The organism is Sinomonas sp. T428B (assembly GCF_056780155.1).
Map to the genome: position 1 here is coordinate 2,310,254 of NZ_JBRAZR010000001.1, position 19,923 is coordinate 2,330,176.

The 19,923-nt window shown below is 69.1% G+C and carries 23 protein-coding genes; 2 read left to right on the forward strand and 21 right to left on the reverse strand.

Going from position 1 to position 19,923, the window contains the following annotated elements; all coding sequences use genetic code 11:
- Positions 1 to 5 precede the first annotated feature (5 nt).
- Entirely contained in the window at positions 6 to 599 is a 594-nt protein-coding gene (locus tag ACUYMY_RS10640) for a hypothetical protein (RefSeq protein ID WP_481703527.1), read from the forward strand.
- Here ACUYMY_RS10640 and ACUYMY_RS10645 read toward each other — a convergent pair.
- A complete protein-coding gene (locus ACUYMY_RS10645) occupies positions 581 to 913 on the reverse strand; it encodes a hypothetical protein (protein ID WP_481703528.1) in 333 nt (110 codons plus the stop codon). The genes ACUYMY_RS10640 and ACUYMY_RS10645 overlap by 19 nt on opposite strands.
- A gap of 168 nt (positions 914 to 1,081) precedes the next feature.
- On the opposite strand from ACUYMY_RS10645, the gene ACUYMY_RS10650 reads away from it, so the two are divergent.
- Positions 1,082 to 2,428 (forward strand): hypothetical protein, encoded by a 1,347-nt coding sequence (locus ACUYMY_RS10650; RefSeq protein WP_481703529.1) that lies wholly within the window; start codon positions 1,082 to 1,084, stop codon positions 2,426 to 2,428.
- Here ACUYMY_RS10650 and ACUYMY_RS10655 read toward each other — a convergent pair.
- The 20 genes from ACUYMY_RS10655 to ACUYMY_RS10750 all read right to left on the reverse strand — a co-directional run bounded on the left by ACUYMY_RS10655 (position 2,378) and on the right by ACUYMY_RS10750 (position 19,889).
- A complete protein-coding gene (locus ACUYMY_RS10655) occupies positions 2,378 to 3,853 on the reverse strand; it encodes a hypothetical protein (RefSeq protein ID WP_481703530.1) in 1,476 nt (491 codons plus the stop codon). The two genes, ACUYMY_RS10650 and ACUYMY_RS10655, sit on opposite strands and share 51 nt — an antisense overlap.
- Before the next feature lie 292 nt (positions 3,854 to 4,145).
- A complete protein-coding gene (locus ACUYMY_RS10660; RefSeq protein ID WP_481703531.1) occupies positions 4,146 to 5,966 on the reverse strand; it encodes a glycosyl hydrolase family 28-related protein in 1,821 nt (606 codons plus the stop codon).
- Positions 5,963 to 6,271, reverse strand: coding sequence for a hypothetical protein (locus ACUYMY_RS10665; protein WP_481703532.1), 309 nt, complete (start codon positions 6,269 to 6,271; stop codon positions 5,963 to 5,965). The genes ACUYMY_RS10660 and ACUYMY_RS10665 overlap by 4 nt, the downstream gene beginning before the upstream one ends.
- Entirely contained in the window at positions 6,264 to 7,130 is an 867-nt protein-coding gene (locus tag ACUYMY_RS10670) for a hypothetical protein (protein ID WP_481703533.1), read from the reverse strand. The genes ACUYMY_RS10665 and ACUYMY_RS10670 overlap by 8 nt, the downstream gene beginning before the upstream one ends.
- Positions 7,130 to 7,852: a hypothetical protein gene (locus tag ACUYMY_RS10675; RefSeq protein ID WP_481703534.1), complete on the reverse strand. Its 723-nt coding sequence runs from the start codon at positions 7,850 to 7,852 to the stop codon at positions 7,130 to 7,132. The genes ACUYMY_RS10670 and ACUYMY_RS10675 overlap by 1 nt, the downstream gene beginning before the upstream one ends.
- Positions 7,839 to 8,126 carry a hypothetical protein gene (locus ACUYMY_RS10680; RefSeq protein ID WP_481703535.1) on the reverse strand — a complete coding sequence of 96 codons (288 nt, stop codon included), beginning with the start codon at positions 8,124 to 8,126 and terminating at the stop codon, positions 7,839 to 7,841. The genes ACUYMY_RS10675 and ACUYMY_RS10680 overlap by 14 nt, the downstream gene beginning before the upstream one ends.
- A gap of 44 nt (positions 8,127 to 8,170) precedes the next feature.
- The gene (locus ACUYMY_RS10685; RefSeq protein ID WP_481703536.1) at positions 8,171 to 9,151 is read right to left on the reverse strand and encodes a hypothetical protein; all 981 of its coding nucleotides are present in this window, start codon (positions 9,149 to 9,151) and stop codon (positions 8,171 to 8,173) included.
- Positions 9,148 to 10,047: a tail fiber domain-containing protein gene (locus ACUYMY_RS10690; RefSeq protein WP_481703537.1), complete on the reverse strand. Its 900-nt coding sequence runs from the start codon at positions 10,045 to 10,047 to the stop codon at positions 9,148 to 9,150. The genes ACUYMY_RS10685 and ACUYMY_RS10690 overlap by 4 nt, the downstream gene beginning before the upstream one ends.
- A gap of 14 nt (positions 10,048 to 10,061) precedes the next feature.
- Positions 10,062 to 11,330, reverse strand: coding sequence for a hypothetical protein (locus ACUYMY_RS10695; RefSeq protein ID WP_481703538.1), 1,269 nt, complete (start codon positions 11,328 to 11,330; stop codon positions 10,062 to 10,064).
- Complete coding sequence (locus tag ACUYMY_RS10700) at positions 11,321 to 12,193, reverse strand: phage distal tail protein (protein WP_481703539.1); 873 nt, start codon at positions 12,191 to 12,193, stop codon at positions 11,321 to 11,323. The genes ACUYMY_RS10695 and ACUYMY_RS10700 overlap by 10 nt, the downstream gene beginning before the upstream one ends.
- A complete protein-coding gene (locus tag ACUYMY_RS10705; RefSeq protein ID WP_481703540.1) occupies positions 12,190 to 14,589 on the reverse strand; it encodes a phage tail tape measure protein in 2,400 nt (799 codons plus the stop codon). Before ACUYMY_RS10705 ends, ACUYMY_RS10700 begins: the two co-directional genes overlap by 4 nt.
- Positions 14,590 to 14,595: 6 nt before the next feature.
- The gene (locus ACUYMY_RS10710; RefSeq protein WP_481703541.1) at positions 14,596 to 14,745 is read right to left on the reverse strand and encodes a hypothetical protein; all 150 of its coding nucleotides are present in this window, start codon (positions 14,743 to 14,745) and stop codon (positions 14,596 to 14,598) included.
- A 17-nt stretch (positions 14,746 to 14,762) separates the two neighbouring features.
- Positions 14,763 to 15,146, reverse strand: coding sequence for a hypothetical protein (locus ACUYMY_RS10715; RefSeq protein WP_481703542.1), 384 nt, complete (start codon positions 15,144 to 15,146; stop codon positions 14,763 to 14,765).
- Positions 15,143 to 15,685, reverse strand: a complete 543-nt coding sequence (locus tag ACUYMY_RS10720; RefSeq protein WP_481703543.1) for a hypothetical protein — start codon at positions 15,683 to 15,685, stop codon at positions 15,143 to 15,145. Before ACUYMY_RS10720 ends, ACUYMY_RS10715 begins: the two co-directional genes overlap by 4 nt.
- Before the next feature lie 6 nt (positions 15,686 to 15,691).
- Positions 15,692 to 16,714: a phage tail tube protein gene (locus ACUYMY_RS10725; RefSeq protein WP_481703544.1), complete on the reverse strand. Its 1,023-nt coding sequence runs from the start codon at positions 16,712 to 16,714 to the stop codon at positions 15,692 to 15,694.
- Complete coding sequence (locus tag ACUYMY_RS10730) at positions 16,711 to 16,950, reverse strand: hypothetical protein (RefSeq protein WP_481703545.1); 240 nt, start codon at positions 16,948 to 16,950, stop codon at positions 16,711 to 16,713. Before ACUYMY_RS10730 ends, ACUYMY_RS10725 begins: the two co-directional genes overlap by 4 nt.
- Positions 16,951 to 16,958: 8 nt before the next feature.
- The gene (locus tag ACUYMY_RS10735) at positions 16,959 to 17,429 is read right to left on the reverse strand and encodes a hypothetical protein (RefSeq protein WP_481703546.1); all 471 of its coding nucleotides are present in this window, start codon (positions 17,427 to 17,429) and stop codon (positions 16,959 to 16,961) included.
- Positions 17,429 to 18,217: a hypothetical protein gene (locus ACUYMY_RS10740; protein ID WP_481703547.1), complete on the reverse strand. Its 789-nt coding sequence runs from the start codon at positions 18,215 to 18,217 to the stop codon at positions 17,429 to 17,431. Before ACUYMY_RS10740 ends, ACUYMY_RS10735 begins: the two co-directional genes overlap by 1 nt.
- A complete protein-coding gene (locus ACUYMY_RS10745; RefSeq protein WP_481703548.1) occupies positions 18,217 to 18,567 on the reverse strand; it encodes a hypothetical protein in 351 nt (116 codons plus the stop codon). The genes ACUYMY_RS10740 and ACUYMY_RS10745 overlap by 1 nt, the downstream gene beginning before the upstream one ends.
- Positions 18,568 to 18,662: 95 nt before the next feature.
- Positions 18,663 to 19,889, reverse strand: coding sequence for a phage major capsid protein (locus ACUYMY_RS10750; protein WP_481703549.1), 1,227 nt, complete (start codon positions 19,887 to 19,889; stop codon positions 18,663 to 18,665).
- Between the last annotated feature and the right edge of the window lie 34 nt (positions 19,890 to 19,923).

The window sequence follows — 19,923 nt, forward strand, 5'->3', positions numbered from 1 at the left end:
CCCCCATGGGCGCGCAATTGATCGACCCCACCTATGCTCCCCTCTTGACCCCGGCCTTTACCCTTCTCGGCGTACTCGTCGGTTCGGGGATCAGCTACATGTCGATTCGGTGGCAGCGAAAGCAGACGGTCCTCCATGACGTTCGCAAGCATGTAGCGGACCTCCTCGCCAAGGGAAGGATCGTCTACTACGCCTTCGACGCGGTGGCCAACCCGGCGGGCGGGGCCAAGCGCGTGGACCCGGCTGAGACGGCGAGGGAGATCGAGGAGATGCGCAGCCTGGTGTCGTACATCGAGCTCGTCGCGGACCACAAGATCCACTCCGCAGCGTACGGCTTCTTCGGAATCTCCGAGGACCTCCAGAGGGTGCAGGAGGGCCTCACCGGTGACCCGGACATGGTCTGGGGTCCGGGGCGAAACGCGATGACCCTCGACTGGATAAGAACCCATGACGAGGTCCTGCGCCTCGTCCGGAGCGGGAAGCCGCCGAGGACCTCGATCCGCATTCGAGCCCAAAACTGGCGGGTGCGCATGGGAAATTGGCGGCAGGTGAGACGTGAGCGGCGTCTCACGCGGCGCACTCAGCCCGGCAGCGGATAGCCCTTCCACGGCTCGTCTGGGCCGGGGCGGCGGATCCTGTTGATCTGCTCCTCGATGTAGACGCCATACTCCTCCGCGCTGACCCTGCGCACCCAGTCGGCGGGGACCCAGCAGGTCTTGTACCAGGACTCCTCGTCGTGCCAGTGGACGCAGACCTTGTCCTTAGTCCAGAACCGGGTCTGGGCGTACACGGAGCAAGTGGGAAACGTGACCTGCACGCGGACGTCCTCACCGTAGGGGACGCTCGTGATCTCCCTCGGGTCGGGGTCCTCGAACTCGTACACATGCCGCTTGCCGTCGGCTACCCACTCCATGCCGCCAGTGTGCGCCGCCCCTATGACGCACGAAAGCGCCCCCACCCGGGCCGCATCTGGCCGTAGGTGGGGGCAGACGATAGGTCTAGCCCCCACCCTTGAGGGCGGGTGGGGGCTAGACTCTGATCCTGTCACTTCGAAGGTAATTGGGGGACGCCTTTGTCCAGGATGAACACACTCGCGCTGCCTGCGCGGGGGAAGACCTTCGGCGACGGCGGGCTCGAGCTGGTCGTCTACGCGGTCCTCATGGTACTCGCGGTGAACGCCGTCCTGATCCAGACCGTCGTGCCGGAAGAGTCGCAGCTCAAGAACGTGCTCCGCGTGGGGTCGATGGGGCTGCTGGTCGTGGCGATGTTCTTCAACGACACCCGCATCCCACGACTGATCCCACTGACGATCGTCATGTCCTTGGGGCTGTTCCTGATCCGGGACAACCCTGACCAGCTCTCCTACGTGTTCGTCTTGCTCCTCGTGGCGGGCATGCTCCCACTGGACGAGCGACGCGTGACCCGAGCGCTGGCATTCGGATCGGCGGTGTCGCTGCTTCTGGTGTTCGTCTTCCTCTGGACCGGCGTGACCCAGAACGAGGTGCTGGCCCTGCGGGAGCGTCAGACGTTCGGCACGGACGGCGTCCCGTTCTTCTTCAACCTCGTCTACGGGGCGTGTGCCCTCGCGATCCTCTACACCCGGAAGGCCTGGCGCCGCAGCCGGCGCACGCTGGTCCTGCTGGCCGCTCTCGGGCTCGCCACGAGCCTCTTCCTAGCCACGGACGCCCGCGGTGGCTACTTCTCCCTGCTGGCGTTCGTGGGGCTCCTGTTCGTGGTCCCGCACCTGGCGCGGGTCCATCTGCTCCGGGTCCTGGTGGGCCTTCTGCCGCTGATCTTCCTGCCCGTCGCGTTCGGCCTCGCCAGCCTCGCCGATGACCCGGCCGCGAACGCCCTCTGGAGCAACCGTCCGCGCTGGTACGCCGCGTTCCTCGGCGCTCTGCGGCCCGACGACTACCTGCTGTCCACGGGCGTGAAGTACTTCGACCGAGTCGTGACCATCGTGGACAACTCATACCTGCACCTGCTCGTGGGCGGGGGGATCCTCCTCTGCGGGATCGTGGTCGTCCTGTTCTACCGGGCCACCAAGAATCTCTTCCGCGCCGGCCGACACACCGACATCGCATTCCTCATCGCCACGTGCTTCTACTTCAACTCCGAGAGCATCATGCTCCGCATCGAGAACTTGTTCGTCATCTACTTCTGGTACCTCATGGTCAAGCATTCGAGGAAGCCGGGAAGGACTACCCTTGACCCGTCCCCTCGCGTTGGTGATCGCCCTCGGCGTCCTGGCCACGTCCCTCACGGCGTGGGCGTCGGGGGTGGTCCACGGCCCGGTCGGGCCACCGGTGATAGTGGGCATGGTCGCCCTAGGCGCGGTCCTGTGGTGGTGGCAATGGCGAAGGGGCGAGGAGGAAGACTAGCGCCGGAAATCCACTCGCCAGAAGACCCGCCCCGCGCTCACCGCTGACCCGGACCATGACACGTAGACCTGGTTGTCGGTGACGAACTGGATCCTGGGCGACGAGGGGACAGCCGTGTCGAACGTCAGGGCGATGTCAGAGGACAGCGGGCGGTAGGCCAGTGGGTACGGCGTCGAGAGAGCGATCGTGACTCCCGTGGCGCCGGCAGCGAACGCTACCGACCCCTGCGCTGCGTATCTGGAGAGCTGCCCCTTGCCCGACAGGGAGGTCTTGGTGGCATCGGCCTTGACCTCCGGAACGGTGTAGCCTCCGCCCCTGGATGGCTGCTTGATCCCGAACCCTTCGATGCTGACCTGCGAGCCGTCCACGGAAGGGTCGACCTCGATGGCGGCGGCCGGAGTGCCGGTGACCGGAGTCGTCCGGAGGCACTGGACGTTAGTCAGGCGGACGTTCTCCACGCCCTGCACGCCCGTCCTGGTGACGACGATCTCCCGCGACCCCCGCCCGCGGTCATTGTTGGTGTGCCCGGAGTAGCCGTTGAGGAGGACGTTGTAGGCCGAGTCGATGGTGATGACGTCATCGTCCATCCGGTTCGCGTTGATGTTCTCCATGAGGACACCCGCCGCGCTCGGGCCAATGTAGATGCCCTTGCGGGTGTCCAGCGTGGGGTTGCCGTCGAGGTAGATGTTGCTCAGCTTGGTGTTGAAGCACGCCCCGGATGTGAAGATCGCCGCGACCGCGGCCGGCGTGCTCTGCAGCGGCGGGACGAGGTCGGTGTTCATGATCGTGGTATTCCCGGCACCGTTGAATATGCCGACGCCGAATTCGCAGGTCATCGCCCAGACATAGACCTTGTCTATCTTCACATCCCATGTACTGATCCTGATGCAGGAATGGTTGAAGATGCATTCGTGAACGGTCCCCATCGAGCCGCTGACGAAATTGATCCCCGCCCGGTTAGACCCCGCGACCCCGTCAAAGTACAGGTTCTCAAATAAGGGCCGAACGCCTCCCGTGACGGTGACCGGGAAATTGCTCCTGGCGGTGTCCGTCACCCCCACCTTCAGGTCTCGCATCTGGAACCCGGCGCCGGTCACATCGACCATCACGGCGTCGTTGCCATTGGTCAGGACTGTGGAGACCCCATTGCCTACGAAGCAGATCTCGGAATCGGAGATGGTCGTCTTGGCATTCAGCGTGTAGGTGCCGGTCCCGAACCGGATCACCCTGGGCCCGTTGCCCGCGACCGCGGCGGCAACGGCTCGGCCGAGACGCGGCGCATCGTCGGCCTCCCCATCCCGCCTCGGGAAGTCGTCGATGAAGGTGTCGTTCCTGCGCCCATAGATGCCCGAGAGGTCTGGAATCTGCACGGTCGGAATCTTCGACACGGCGTCCAGTGTCGCCACACCCGACGGGGCGCCCTTCTCGGCAGTGGGCACGTACGCCGTGTTGTCTTTGGGGGGTGCAGCCACGGCACCATTTGTGCCGACGGCTGAAATTGACGCGCCGGTAATCGCGGCTATTAGTGTCCCGAATCGGATTACCCCGCGCCGCTTTACGCCGGCTCCGTTTGGGGATGCCGGCTGGTCATTCCTGTCGGACTCCCTCGCCATATGAAGAAGCTATCCGTCAGGGATTCCCCAAACAACCGTAATGGCTACTCGCTTAATTTCCCGGGACTGACTTAAGCCACGGCGCCTGTACTCGGTTCAAACGCCCGTCAGTGGCGGCGCGGGGAGGGTCAGTCTCCCCGCGCCGCCGTACCTAGGAGGCGCGGACGAGCTGCACGCCGAGAAGCGAGGCGTCGGCGGCGTACGTGTCGCTGCCGCTGGCCGCGTTGCGGTCCACCCGGATGACCATCGGGGCCGTGCTCCGCGCCTTCCCCGAGGCGATCTTGTACCTCATCACCTGCCCCGCGACACCAGGCACTGCCTGCGCCGTGCCCGGATTCGCGGTATTGCCGTTGCTCGTGAGCTGGCCCTGGATGATGAACGAGTAGTTCAGGTCCCAGATGACGTTCCCAGCCGCGCCGTCCGTCGCCGCCCACACAATGTAGGCGTCGAAGGTCTCCCAGTCGTTCGGGAGGGCGTTGATCTGGCCGACGACCTGCTCGACGGTCGTGGCGTCGAGCTGCCACGCCATGGGGTAGCCGACGCCGGGCTGGCCTGCGAGGGTCGGGGAGCCGGTGATCGCACCCATCTCGGACGCGGGAAGGTACACCTGATCTGGGATGAACGTGGTCGAGTCGATCCCTCCGAGGGTGCAGGAACGGAAGGCGTAGCGGCCGAGCTTCGAGGTCGTGGGGGATCCGGTGAAGCCCCACCCGTCCGTGGTCTCGACGCTCAGGTTGGTGAAGTCGCACTGGCTGTTCGTGGAGTCCACATCGAACCCGTGTCCGGTCGAACCGGAGTCGGTGCCGATGGCTCGGAAGTGGACGTTGCGGACGACGAGGCGGATGCAGTTGCGGGCCATGAGCCCGGACTTGCCGAGCTGGAGGCCGGACACGTCGAGGATGCGCAGCGTGTCGCAGTTGTTCGCGACGATCCCGTTGGACAGCGACCCGCCAACCCCGGCGTTGCCCATCATGTCTGCACCCCGGAGCGTGGTGTTGTGCACGTAGGTGAGCGCGTAGACGTCGGCCTGCGTCTCGGTGTGCTTGTTCCCCTGGATGGTCAGGCCCTTGCATGGATTGGTCGCGTCACCCGTCGCGACGATGTGGCGGCCGACGCCGTTGGAGTCGAAGAAGTTCCCCTCAATGATCCCGTGGAGCATCTTCGCGGCAACTGTGACTTCGACAGCGGCGTCGGTGGAGGCGTTCCCGATGTTGTGGAACCGGCAGTCCTTGACGGTGTTGCCGCGATTCTGGTCCGCATTCGGGCCGGTGTGGTAGACGGCATCCTTCCCGTCGATCACGAAGCCCTTGAGGCAGTTCGAGACGATGGTCTCGGCCGAGAACACGGCGTTGCGGCCACGGGTCTTCGCCGCGACAGCGAGGCCTTGGAACGTGGCTCCGCGGATCGCCGCGTCGATGTTCCCATCCGTGTCCCCGAAGAGATCCAGCCCGGTCACGGTTGCCCCTGCACCGTTGGTCGCGGATGAGTCCCCGAACAGGGCGATGTCCTGGAGGACGAACCCGGACGCCTTGACCTCGAGCATGGTGACGCTCGCGGTGGCGCATCGGATGGACACGGCGTACCCATCCCGTGGTGCGCCGAGGAATCGGAGGTTGGCCTTGGTGACGGTGATCTTGGCCGTGGTCTTGTAGTAGGCAGCCGAGCCGGTCCATGGGAAGAAGATCGTTGCGCCGGCCGTGGCCGCGGTGATGGCCGCTTGGATCGCTGCCGTGTCATCGGTGGCGCCGTCGCCCTTCGCGCCGTAGTCCTTGACGTTGAGGACGAGGGCGCCCTTCTTCACAAATGCATCGGATAGTGCGGCGTGCGCCTGCGATCCGGTGTTCGAGATCCGGCCCGCGAGCGCAGCGTCGGGTACCCCGAGGGCGGCGAGGATGTCGGCCTCCATGCCGTTGAGGCGGGCGGCATTGATCGGCGTCCCGCCGGCGGCGCCGTCGACCCAGTTGCGCGTCATCCGTCCCCCTCATCCCGTGCGGTGGGCGCGAGCCAGGGCACCCAGCGTTTCGTCCACTCGACGACGGCGGGCAGGGCCATGACCCTCGCGACCATGGCGGCGACCGCCGCGATCGACACGGCGATGCCGGTCGCGGCCGCGGCCCACTCCGGCGGGATCAGGTGCCCCACGCCGTCGAGCGCGGTCTGGACTACCAGCGGGACGATGAGCGCGAGACCGATGAGCGCGGGGATCACGGTTTGCACGAACGTCCGGATCGCGGCGCGCCACGGGTGCTCGGTCTGAGTCGCGCGGTGCTCAGCCATTGGCGACCACCTTGAGCTTGTCGGCCACGAGCGTGGCGACATCCGAACCGAAGGCGTCCACGACGGCCTTGGCGATGGCTTCCGGGTCAACTTCCCCGCCCGCCTTGATGGCGCCGAGAGCGGCGGGAAGAATCTCGAGGGCGATACGGCGCTCGCTCGCCCCCAGGAGAGTGTTCGGCCACTCGCCACGGTTGAGCCGGTGGTTCAGGATCAGGTCCGCTCCTGGGACGCCGAACCAGACCGCCTGATAGTGGGCCTTCAGAACCTCCGGGCTGGTAAGCGCCGCCTTCAGGTCTTCGATGGATGCCATGATGTCCTCCTCGGGAACTTCGATTGGGGTGGTGTTTCCGCCGCCGGCGGGGTTGATGCCGGAGACGCCCCACGATGAGCGGTCGTCCCACACGGACTGGGGTGTCCCCCACACGGGATCGCCCCAGTAGAAGTCGAAGCACGTGGACACATGGATGTGGTCCAGATGCGGAGAGGATCCCGTGTAGGCGACCCACGCCCAGCCCGTGTGGTCGCCAGCGATTCGGCCGCGGTAGATGATGTACGCGAGGCGGCCCGGCCTGCCGGCGGCGTAGTCGACGCGGCCGAGCTCGCGCAGATGCTCGGCGAGCCACTCGGCTTGGGCGAGGGTCAAGCCCGTCCCATCGCCCTCGATGTCGACGCCGATATCCACCGCATGGGCGACGCCCAGGCGGTCTGCATTGTGGCTCGTGATGTTCCATGTGGTCGCGCCCGACCCTGCCACGAAGCCCTTCGTCTGCGCCCTCGACCCAGCCCATGCCTGGATCTCCGCCCACAGCGAGGCCGAGGCCCCGTCCGGCCGCTGATATGTGACGGCGAGGTTGACCATCAGGGGACTCCTGTCGGGGTGGGCTCGCACGTGTAGGTGGTCGAGCCCGGCGGGTTGGGGGTGCACCTGTAGGTGCGGCCGGTGACGTCGGTGAAGGTGAACGAAGACGGCGCGGGGCCCGCTGCGCCGGGCTCGCCTTGCGGCCCGGCCGGTCCCGCCGGACCTGCTAGACCCGGCTCGCCCTGCGGACCGGGTTCTCCATGGGGGCCGGGCTCGCCCTGTGGCCCGGTCGCGCCCGTCGCCCCTGTGGCGCCCGTCTGGCCCGTCGCTCCCGGCTCTCCCTGTATCCCTTGGGGTCCGGGCTCACCTGGCGGCCCACCGGGGCCCGGGGGACCTGCGGGGCCCTGGGCGCCGGGAGCCCCTTCGGCGCCGTCCTTGCCGTCGATGCCGTCCCTTCCGGCCGGGCCCGCGACGGGCTCCGGCGACGCGGCGACCGTGGCGGCCTTGGCGCAGATGTTCCGTCCGGCCGTCGACGACGCGAAGTCCTCCCGCTCGCACGCGGCGGCGAACTCCTCGGCCAGGCTCTTCTTCTCGGCTGCCTGTGTCGCCGCCAGGCGCTGGTTCTCCAGCGCGAGGCCGATGCTCACGGCTGCGAACATCACCGCGAGCGCGGCGATTGCCAAGAGCAGGAGGTTCCTGCGCCTGACTGCGCGGTTGCGGCGGCGGAGGTCCGACTCCTGCTGCTCAAGGTCCGCGTCCCAGTCCTTCTCACTGCTCGTCATCTTCTGGGTCCTCCGGCCACTCTTCTGGATCGGGGGTGATGTTGTGGCGGATGAGCTGCTCTCGCCAACTGCCCGCCGTCCGGCGCAGCATGTGCACCTTCCGCTCGAGGCGCCGCTTCTGGCCCTTGAGCTCGGCGATGATCTCCTTGAGGGTCGCGATCACGGCACCCTCCCTCGCCTCGCGCCGCTTGTCGGCCCTGCTGATGAGGAACCCGACCCCCGTCCCGATAGCGCCGAGGAGTCCCGTGACGGGCACGAGCCATTGAAGGTCCACACGTCTTGTCCGTCCTTAGTAGTCACAGCGCATCGGGGACAGGATCACCAGCCGACCACGGAGATGTAGCAAGAGATCGACCCATAGCCATTCGCCCACCCGGAGCCATCAAGGCGGCGGGCACGGAAGCGGATCTTGGTCGTGTCGAAGACCTGGACAGTAGCCGTGAACATGAAGGTGTCGACGGGGTGGAAAGCCGTCAGCTGAACGTTGGCTACGCCGGTGAAGGTCGGCAGTCCGTTGACCCCGAATTGGAACTCCCCGTAGCCGTTGGCATCAGTTCCCGCCACTGCACTGACAAGACCGTTGAACGTCCTCCACTCGGAGCCGGCCGGCTTGGCGACGTTCGATTCGAACTGGACCGGGGACGTCCACCTCCATGCGGTCCCGTCCCATACCTGCAAGGTGCCGCCAAGATCCAGGCGGGCGACAACCATGCCCAGTTGCGGGGCTGTGATTTCGGCCCGCTCCGTCGCGCTCCGGACCGGGACCGGCGCACCGCGCGTCGCCGTGTGGCGCCATACCTGGGCGACTGTGTTGGGCGCCGCCGCGGCGTTGGCCGTTCCGGCGAAGATCTGCGCCTCTGCGAGCACGTAGCCGCCTGCCGGAACGGAGGCGTAGGGCTTCGTGGGAGTCGCCCCCGAGGTTCCCTGCACGACGCCGATGATGGGCGCGTTGTCCGCGTCGCCCTTGGCCTGGTCCCGCTGCAGGACGTAGACGAGGTCCCAGCGGGATCCCGAGACCGGGGCCGCCGTCGTGGCGATATTCGAGGTCCCGGTCAGGGTCGGGTTGTACACGCCCTCGGAGGCGGAGCGGCTGATGACCAGCTGACATGGCCCGATGTTGTAGGACATGTCGGATGCGGAGGCGGTCACGAGGTTCGAGGACGACTGCGCGAGGACCCCGGAGCGGGGTACGCCGGGGGCGTTCTCGGCGTAGAGACCCGCGAGCGCGAGGCGCGCCTCGAGGGGCGTGGTGCCGACGCTCCCGTTGACGGGGACGCCGATGGCGCGGTTCGCGGTCATGGAATGATGCCTCCTCCTTCGAGCGCGGCGAGGCGCTGCTCGAGCTTTTCGATGCGGGTCTGCTGGGCTCGGGCGACGTCGAGGAGGGCTACTCCGATGAGGTCGTAGCGGATGCCGTCGATCTGCCCCTCGAACCACGTGACGAGCTCGGGGACGTGCTCCTGGACCTCCTCGGCGATCAGGCCGTACTCGTTCCGGGCGCCTTGCTTGACTTCGCCGGTCTCGGCGTCGTTGTAGTCCTTGCGGTCGAAGAGCCGCGGCCTCAGCTTGAGGACGGCGGCGGGGTCCACGGGGTGGTCGCGGACGTTCTGCTTGTACCGGAGCGAGGAGGTGTTCCGGCCGAAGCTGAACGCGCCGTCGTTTCCGGCCCACATGGCGTAGAACGTGGTCCCCTGGACGTTGTTCGCCCAGCCGGAGGCGGTGCCGATCGCGTCGGTCGCGGATGCTACCCGGGACGTGACGTCGCCGCCGGCGTGGGTGTGCGACGAGGGTGGGAAGGTGGCCGGCTTTCCGGTGATCGCCTCCCAGGACACCGAGGCGCCGGTGACGAGCCGGACCCAGACGCCGTTCGTGATGTCCCAGATCTCGCCGCCGTACTCGCCCGGGGCGGACAGGAGCGCGCCGAATCGGGCGCGGGGCGCGCCCGTGGCGGGGTCCAGGACCACGAAGGTGCCGTCGGAGGTCTGGAGGATGGCGATCGTGTCGCCGTCGGCGTCGACCGTCCGGAAGCCCGTCTCGTCGGCGCGGATGCCGCGGCCGGTGTCGTCGCTGATGGACATCGACCGCTGCGGCGCGCCGCGCTCGAGGCGCTCCACCGCGGTCTGGGTCTGCCCCTGCCGCTCCCAGAACCTCGCCTGCGGGTCGGGGTCGGGCACGCTGCGAGGGATGTCGTCCATTGGGTCCCCTCCGTTCAGAGATCGATGCGGACGGTTGAGATGCCCGGATATATGGACGAGGACGGGTACAGGTCCTCTGAGGGGAAGACGGCCGTGGCCGGCGCGTACTCCGTCCGGGAGTCGCCTCGGGCGGTCTGGCCGAGCTGCCCTGGCAGCGGCGCGGGGGTGAGCTTCACGCCGAGGGTCCCGTCGCCGTCGACCGCCATCAGCCGCACACGGTGCTCGCCCTCCCCCACGAGGGGATGCCCTCCGGGCGTGTGGATCACGGCGAAATCGCCGGGCCGGTACTCCCCGAGACGTGGGCTCGAATCGGCCCTGACGGTCAGTCCCCACGTCTCCACCGGACGCCGGGCCGCCGCAAGGCCCGCGAGCGCGTAGTCGTTCAGGAGGCCCAGGTCGTCGACGTCCTTGGATGCCCGGTCTGCCTCGGTCCAGGGATATCCGGCCTGCGTGATGAGGGTCGTGTCGACAGCGGTGGCGAGCCGCATGTCTAGCTCGGACCCTTCGCCGGGCTGCCAGACCCGGGCGGCCATGCCGGTAGCGTCTTCGTCCACGTCGAGCTCGGCAACGCCGGAGCCCTCGACCGTGCCGTCCCAGATCCAGTCCTGCCCAGCCTGGCAGAGCAGCGGGTTCGCGTCGGACCCTGTGACCATGGCCCACTCGATCCCGCGCCGGTCGGCGGTGAAGCGGGGCCGGAAGTCGATGTCTGGGCCGCCGTCGACCTCGGTGAGCTTCTTGAGGTACTCGCCGAGCCACTGGAGCTCGTAGCCCTTCACGTGCCGCTCGTGGGCGCCTGCGACGTCGGCCGGGAGGGCCACGGGCAGGCCGGGGTTCCCGGGGTTGAGGTTGATGGCGATCCTGTACATCTCGCGCGCGATCGATCCGAGAGACCGGCCGGTGACGTCGACGGACGTTCGGGTCGTTGGGGTGCCGGCGTTGATGGCCCCCCAGGAGAGGATCTTGACCCGGTCCAGCAGAGACCAGAGCCCTGCAGCGGAGACGGTGAGCTCGCCAGAGCGGGCCGACCACTTCCGCTTCCAGATCGGGCCAGCCTCGAGGATGCGGTCCTCGAAGGCGACGGCGAGGTACTGCTTGAGGGGTGCTGTGGCGGCGCTGACGTCCATGGTCGCGAGCTCACGAGCGCGGGGGCGTGTCGAGGTATCCACGAGGCCGGGGCCGTTCAGGCGCATGCCCCACTTGCAGGACGCGGCAGGGAGGTCCGCGGTGATCCGGCCCGTGACGAGGTCGCCCACGAAGAGCCGGAACCCGGGATCTACCACCACGCCGGCTTCACCTCCACAGTCAGCTGAGCCGCCGACGCGCCGACGGCTTCGAAGAGCCACGTCCCCGAGGACTTCGCCGCGAGCCGGGTCCACTCACGCACCGTCAGCTGTGCCGAGCGATCGGCGTAGCCGTCCAGGAGCACGGATCCGTCGCGGGCGTCGAGGACGATGGTCTGGCCCGGAGCGACGGCGCCCGAGTACACGAGCCGGCGCCCGGAGGCGACCTCGCGGATCGAGAAGCCCGAGGGCGCGGACGCGGCCGTGACGGAGAACTTCGGCGCCGTGTCGGCGGTGCCCATGTTCTGCAGAGTCACGGTCCCTGGCGTCCCCGCCGCCCCGAAGTCCAGCACTCCCGGGGGCGCCGGCGAGAAGAGCGGGAACGCCAGCCCGCCGCCCGCGGTCGGCGGCGCCGTGGTCCCCGTCTGTGCCGCCCCGTACTTCCTGGGGTCCGGCGCGAGGAGCTGCAGCTGCACCGCGTACGACAGGTCATTGATCGGCTCGATCTTCGGCTCCGACGCGAGGTACACCTCGGCCGTCTTCGTCGGCGCCGCAGCGTCGACCACGGTGAGGGTCCCGGCTTCGCCGTCGGCGAGGACCGCGGCGAAGCTGTCCGCAGCCGCCTGCGCGCCGATGAGCGAGGTGGCGATCAGGTCCCCCTCGAGGGTCAGGAGCCGGGCGTCCCGCCAGCCGCGCTCCCCGAACTCGCCATGCGCCCACATGCGCGGGGCCCGGTCGCGACGCACGCCGGGGCCCGATTCCCAGCCCTTGAGGTCGTTCAGCCAACCCGTGAAGCCGTCCGCGCTGGGGGCGCCCTCGGTGCCCCACGAGAGGCCTTCCACGGTCACCGTTCGAGCCGCAGTCACCTGAGGCCTCCCCTCCACATCAGCTGCTCAGCCGTCATCCGCCCCACGGCTTCCTCAGACATGCCGGGCGCGGGGCGGACCTCGATCGGCCGCTGGGAGCGCAGGAGCTCCTTGATCTCGGCCAGCTCCCCGGCGATTGAGCCGCCACCCTGGCCGCCGCCGCCAACGCCCGCGAGCGCAGGACCGCCTATGGCCGGAAGGTCCGGGACCTGCACGAGCGAGCCCATGGTGTCCTGGATGCGGCCGGCCATCTGGCCGACGCCGAGCAGGACGCCCTCGCCGATGTTGCGGCCGTAGCCCATGAACTCGCGCGACGGGGATGCGATACCGAGCGCGGCCTTGAACGGGCCCCGGATCCACTCGGGCATGAGGTCGAGGAAGAAGTTCCCGATCGTCCCCGCGAGGGAGCGGACGCCGTTCAGGAGGCCGTTGACAAGGTCCACGCCGGCATTCCACAGCCACTGCCCGGCGCCGGCGAAGAAGCCACCGATCTTGCCCGGCAGGTCGCGGAAGAACCCGAAGATCCCGTCGAGGCCACTGGAGACGGCGCGCGAGAGGCCGTCCCAGATCCCGCTGAAGAACCCGGTGATGCCGTTCCAGGCGCCTTCCCAGAGGCCGCGGATGATCCCGAGACCGGCCGAGATGAGCGACTGGATCACCGACCACGCCCCGGACAGGATGGCCCCGATGGTGTTCCAGATCCCGGCGAAGACGTTCTGGATGCCCTCCCAGACCATGGACCAGTTGCCGGAGATGATGCCCGTGACGACCTGGATGATCCCCTGCACGATGCCCATGGCCGCCTGCACGATCGACGCGACGGCCGTGAAGACCGTCGTGATGACCGGCAGCAGGGCCTGCACGATGGGGATGAGCAGGCCGGCGATCATGGTCACGAAGGGCCCGACCGCGGCGACGAGCTGCGCGAACACCGCGACCACGGGCGGCAGGACCGCCGCGACGAGCTGCACGATGATGGGCACGAGGGCACCCGTCAGCTGCGTGACGAGCGGGACGATCTGCCCCACAAGCCCACCGATCACCGGCACGAGCGTGGCGAATGCCGCGGCGAGCATCGGCACGAGCGGGCCGATGATCTGGAAGATGAGCCCGAGCGGCGAGATCGCCTGCCACAGCTGCAGGGCCATGGGGATGATCTGCCCGAACGCCGGCCCGAGCTGGGCGAACAGCTCCTGCACGACGGGCAGGATCCCCTGGAAGCTCTCGCGGATGCTGAACAGGAAGTCGACGAAGGCGGAGTCCTCCTCGAGCCCGAAGATCGGGCCGGAGAAGTCCCCGCTCGTGAGGATCCCGAAGATTCCCGAGACGCCGTCCATGAGCGGCTGGACCTTGGACGTGACGACGTCCATGTTGGACGCCACCCAGCCGAGGCCCTGCCCGGCGAGGTTGAACACGGCCTCGCCCAGGGGCGCGAGGGCGGCGAGGCCCTTGTTCTGGATGAGCTGCCACGCCTCGGCGGCGTCGGCGGTCTCCTGCCCGAGGCCCAGGATCGTGTCCGAGGTCGTCCCAGCCGCGCCCGCGAGGTTGTCAAGGTCGATCTTCCCGGCCTGCAGCGCCCCTACAAACTGAGTCGCACCCTTTGTGCCGAAGACCTTGCTCGCGAGGTCAAGGGCGCCGGCATCGTTCCCGGCCTGGAGGAAGCCTTGTATCTCCGTGACGGTGCGCCGGAAGGCCTCCTGCGGCTCCTCGCCCGCCTTCGCGAGCGTCACGAGGCCCTTGGACATCGAGTTCATGACCTGCTCGGTGTTCAGGCCTGCCTTGTCCAGGGTGCCCGCGAGCGCGGCGGTCTCGTCGAAGCTGAAGCCGAGGTTCTGCATGGCGGGGGCCGCGGACTGGACGATGCCGGCGAGCTCGTTCATGCCCAGCCCGGTGGCCTGGGCGACCCGGAAGAGCTGGTCCATGGCGCCGGAGACGGCCTCGCCCTCGATGCCGAAGGCGGAGAACGCGGCCGAGGTCGCGTTGATGTCGACCTCTTCGCCGAGGATTCGGCCGGCCTCGAGGTACTGCGAGGCGACGGTCTGCAGGGTGTCCCCAGAGAGGCCGAGGCGGGTGTTGAGGTCGGCGACGACGGGGCCGATCTTGTCGAAGCTGGCCGGGACCTGTGTGCCGACCTGCTTGGCGACGTCGACGAGCCCGTCGAGGGCCTCCCCCGAGGCTCCGGTGCCGACGCGGATCGTGTCGGCGACGTCGTCGAAGACGGCGCCGACAGCGAAGAGCCCCGCCGCCCCGCCGATGACGGCCGCGCCCACAGCGGCGCCCGCGGCGGCCACGCCCGCGAAGACGCCACCCATGCCCTTGGCCTTGCCGGAGACACCGTCGAGCATGTCGCCGACGCCCTGGTCACGGCCGAAGATATCGAAGAACAGCTGCGCCACTCCGGCTCACCCCCTCTTCTTGAGCTCCGCCCTGAGCTCCGTCGCGGCCGCGAGCAGCCGCAGCCAGACGTCGTAGCGGATCTGCATGACGGTGGCCGGGTCGACCGAGAAGAACCTGGCGAGGAACGCGATGTTGTCGACGACGGACTGGCGCACGTCCTCGACGTGCCGGCTCAGGTCTCCCTGGGCTTGCCCTTCCCGGCGGCCGGAGCGGAAGCCGTCGGGGCTTGCGTAGGGTCCTCGGCATCCGCCTCCGGGGCCTCAGGGTCGCCCTCGATCCGATAGGCGCTCAGCGGCGTGCCAGCGGCCTCCTCCCACGTGGTCTTCTCCCCGGCGGCGCGACGGGCGAGGAAGATGATCCCGGCGAAGGCCCGGGTCATCTCGTAGTCGTCGAGGAAGTCGAGAGGATTCTTCGCCTTCTTCATCCGCTCCGCGGCCTTGAGCAGGCCCTTCATGCCGAGCCCGGCCTTGGCCTGCAACTCCATGAGGTCCAGCAGGGACGTGCCCTGCATGCCTGCCTCGAGGTCGTAGGAGCGTTCTCCGACGATCAGCTTCATGCGGTGGTGCCTCCGATTTCCCGGGCTGCTTCTTCGATGGTCTGCACGACGGCGCGCTGCAGGGCCGCGCGCTGGCGTGCGATGGGGCGGTAGAACCATGGCTTGCCGCGCTGGGTCACCCACGTCTCGGTGTCCCCGAACACGGGATGGCGGAACGCCGCCCGGCCGTAGAGGTAGAGCATCTCCTTGTGGCCCTCGGGCAGGCGGGTGCCGCGGGCGACGACGCGGACGCCCTCGCCGGTGACGTCGCCGGTCTTCTTCGAGACCCGGCCGGTGCGGATAGAGACGGAGACGCCGGCCTCGAGCGCGCCGCGGATGACCTTGCGGTCCCGCTGCCGGGCGCCCGAGGCGCGTTCCTGGGCAGGGGCCGGGCCCGACACCTCGGCGCGCACGGCTGCGACGCCAGGCTCGGCCGCGGCCCGCAGGTTGTCCCGCAGGCCGCGGCGGGCCGCCTTGTCCCATGCCCGGGACGCCTGGACGAGGGTGCGCAGGCTGCCCGGGTCGATCCGGACCGAGATCTCGGTCGTCGGGTCAGCCATGGCCGATCAGATCGCGGTGTCAGTCGTGACGAGCGCCGCGTACAGCGGGGACGAGGCCACGCTGCCGTCGAGGACCGCGAAGTCGATCGACTGCGTCACGAGCTCGCCGCCGTTCGCCTTGGGCAGCTCGCCCTCGAGGCGGATCTCCGGGATCGCGATCTGGAGTGCGGGGTACTTCGTGGCCCCGATCAGGGTCGGGCCCGTGAACGTGAGCACCAGTGAGAGCGGTGTCTGGTTCAGGAAGGCGTCCCTGAGGGTGTTGTCGGTGTACTCGGCCGTGATCTTGCCCTTGGCCTCGGCCATGCCGACGACGGGCTTGCGGCCGCGCTTGCCCCCGGCGCCGAGCGTGAAGCCGCCCTCGTCGGGCTTGTTGTCCAGGGACAGGCTGAAGTCGGCGATGTTCGCTGCGACCGCGCCGCCAGTCGCGAGGGCGGTGGCCGTAGGCATGGTCGCCGACCCGCCGATGGTGATCGCGCCGTGGACGAAGCTGAACAGCTGCGGGGCGACGGCGTACGACGGCGCCGCGTATGCGGTGGCCGTGTCGACGTCCTTGAAATTCCAGGTCGTCTTGAGCTTGACGATGTCGCCGTTCGACGCCGAGAACTCCCCCGATGTGCACACGCCGCCGCGGAAGGTCAGCGCCTGGGTCGCCCCGCCTCCGATGGTCGGGATGCCCTTCTGCACCGTGTACGACGGCAGCGGGTCCGTGGTGGTGGGCGTGAACAGGTGCTGGTAGACGCCAGTCTCGACTAGCGTCGAGGTCCCCGTGCCGAAGAGCGCCTCGAGGATCTTGGAGAGGCCCTTGGAGACCATCTCGACCTCTATGTCGCCGCCCGCCTGCTGCTTCCCGAGCACGCGGCGGGCGGAGCGGGCGAAGCGCGAGCCGACGCGCAGCCCAGCGCCCTGCTTGAACTCCGGCTGCCAAGCGAGGGACTCCGTGAGGAACTCCGGGAAAACCGTCGGCGTGACGCCGGTGCCGTACGTCGTCTCCTTCGCGAGGCCGATGCTGCAGTCCTGCTGCGTGGTCACTGGCCATCACCGCCTTCCTCCGCCGCGTCCTGCGCGGGCTCCTCGTCGCCCTCGCCCGCGAGCGCGGCGAGGATGTCTTTCGCGGCCTTGTCGGCCGGCTCCCAGTTGGCCTCCTGGGCGAGGAGCACGGTTGCGTGCTCTTTGCTGACGTCGACGGCGGCGCCGTGCTCGACCACCGCGCCGAGGAGCGGCACGTCGAGTTCCCCGAGCGGGGAGACGTTCCTGATCTTGGGCATTGCTGCTCCTATCCGGTGATCCGCGCGTGCGCGGTGAACGTGGCCGTGACCTCGAGGACGCGGCCTTGGGCGATGAGCTCCGGCGGGGTGCGGCCGTCGCTCTCGATCTGCGTGAGGGCGCAGTCGCGGACTGTTCCCCCGACGGTGGGGTCGGTCATGCGCACGTGCCGCTCGATGAGGCCGAGCAGCTCGAACGCGCGGTCGTGCGCGATCTGCTCGGCCTCCTCTCCCCCGCCGCGGTAGCAGGAGAGGAGGACGTCGAGCTGCAGGGTCTCCTCGCGCGACCGGTTCGTACCGAGGGTCGCCGGCGCCTGGCCGACGGACACCCGGCCGACGCTGACAATGTCGTCTGGGTCGAGGGTGCCGGGCTGGCCGAAGACGACGTGCACGGCCCGGGTTCCCTCGGCCGCTGCGTACAGCGCGACGACGGCAGCATGGAACGCCGTCTTGAAGTCGTGTGTGGTGGTGGAGACGGGCATCAGGCGAACCCTCCGAGGCGGGCGTGCGGGGCGCAGAGCTCGATCACGCGGCGCGGGACGGCGAAGCCCGAAGGCGTGAACTCGGCCCCGGTCTGGTCGAACGAGGGTGCGCCCCGGTTTGCCTGGCGGCCGAGCTGCCACCAGTGGCGCACGAGCTCGCGCGTTGCGAGCTGCACGTTGGGCGGGACGATTCCGGAGCCGACCTTGTACACGACGGCCACGCCGCCGCTCGAGAACGTCGAGGGGGACAGTCTCGACCCGGCGTAGAGAACGCCGTGCTCCTCCCAGTACAGGTCCGGCGCGAGGGTGACGCCCTCGACCGCGACCGACACGACTTCCGTCGCGTCGTCTGGCAGGACGACGGCGCCGCGGCCGCCGGCGCCGGTGTACGAGCGCTGCGCGGAGAGCATGGGGCCCGTGATGTCCTCGATGACCGGCGTCGCCGCAGCGACGTACAGGCGCAGGTCCGAGTCCTGGGAGGTCTGCGCCGCCGTGAGGTTGAGCGAGTTCCGCGCGTCATCGAGGCCGACGAGGAACCGCGGGTCGGCGGGCCAGACGTCGAGGATGTCCGTGTACGCTGCCGTGCCCGCGACCGACCAGGACAGCAGGTGCCGGCCGGCCATCGTGGGGACGAGCTCCGCCTGTACCGAGGCGCCCGAGCCGGTGACGGTGGGGGCCGGGCTCAGTGCCGTCCCGTCGGGGCGGGTGACCGCGAGCGCGTACGTTCCCGTGCTGGGCGCGGTGGCCCACTTCACGGTGGCCTTCGCGCCGAGGTCGATGGACGGCATCAGTCGTCAGCCGCCTCCGCGGCGCGGATGCTGCCGCCGGTCTGCTGCTGCTCGTCGCCCGGGAGGCCGGGCGGCGGCGCGTCGTCCGTGGCGGCCTCGAGCGCGGCCATGCCATTGCGGATGAGAGCCTCGGCCTCGTCCGCCGGGAGCTCGATGGTCTCGCCCGGGGCGGGCCAGTCCTCGCCGTCGCGGGTGCCGGAGATCCGGCCCTTCATGACGACCGTGCGGGTCTCGACGGCCGCCGGAGACGCGGCCTCGGCGGGCTGGTCGACGGCCTTCTGGGGCTCGGGCGTGACGGCCTTCTCGATGGGAGCCTGAGGCTCGTCTGCGGGCTTCGTGGTGCGTGCCATGCTCGTTGTCCTTCCAGGTCGTGGCGGGGTTGGGAGCGGCGGCGCGCCGGGGCTCTAGGGGTCCTCCGGCGCGCCGCCGTGTCTTCAGCTGCTAATCAGGTCGCGGCGCCGACGAAGTGCTTCACGGCGCCGGTCTGGTCCGCGAGGACGCCGTCGCCGCGGAGGATCGCCCGGAATACGACGGTGTCCGTGTCGAAGGCGAACTGGTCGGAGCGCTCCCAGCGGATGCCGTTGACCAGGCGGACGACGTACGCGGAGAGGTCGCCGAAGGCGATCGACTTCGCGTTCACGGCCGTGGCCGCGACGTTAGGATCCGTGTAGACCGGCTTGGAGAGGATGCGGTCCGGCTGGTCCGCGACCGTCGAGGCCTCCCACAGGTAGCGCCCGGAGGAGTCCTTGAGCTTCCGGATCGTCCCGGCCGTCGAGTCCTTGAACAGCCAGCCGGCGGCCGGGCTGTTCCGGTACGGCGCGATGACGCTGTAGAACAGGTCGATCAGGTTGTCGAACGTCGGCGCGCCGGCCACGCCCGTGCCCGACGTGACGCCGAGCGTGGTCGAGGCCATCAGGCCGGTGGGCTCGCCCGTGCCGGTGCCGGTGACGAGCTTCGCGCCGATGGCGTTGCCGAGGGCGCGGCCGGCCATGCGGGCGAGGTAGCCCTCGAGGTCGACGCCGGTGTCCTCGAGCAGCTCGCGCGGGACCCGGATCAGCTCGCCGTACTTGTACGAGCCGAGCGTGCGCTTCCCAAAGACCGGATCGGTGCCGCCGATCGTGCCGCCCTCCGCGACCTGCGCGGCGGTGCCGTGGCTCGTCGTGACGGGCCACTCGAGGTTCTCGCCCGAGTCGGTCGTGATGATGGTGGCGCCGGCGTTGATGAGGTTCGCCGTCTCGATCAGGTGCTCGAAGAGGCGGCCGATGAAGCTAGTCGGGACGGTGTTGCCGCCCGCCGTCGCCGTGCCCTTGGAGAGGGCGCGGAACTCCTCGGGCGTGGCCCGCATCTCGAGCTCCCGGATCTGGCCGTGGCGCAGCTCCTGGAACTGCTGGGCGATGGACTTGCCGCCGCCGCGCTGCTCCTCGCCCTGGCCGTCGCGGTGGCCGGCGCCGCGAAGGGCCTCCTCCGCGGCGCGGGACTCGGCCTCGAACTCGACCAGCTGGTCGGAGCGCTGCCGGAGCGCCGTCATGTCGGCGCTGATCTGGTCGAACTGGGACTGCTCCTCAGCGGAGAGGTCCCGCTTCTCGGACTCGGCGCGGTCGATGATCGCCCGCGCCTGGGTCTCGAGGTTCTTGCGGCGCTCGATGAGCGCCTGGGCAAGAGCCTTGGACATGCTGATTCCCTCCTTCAGGGGACATGGGCGAGAG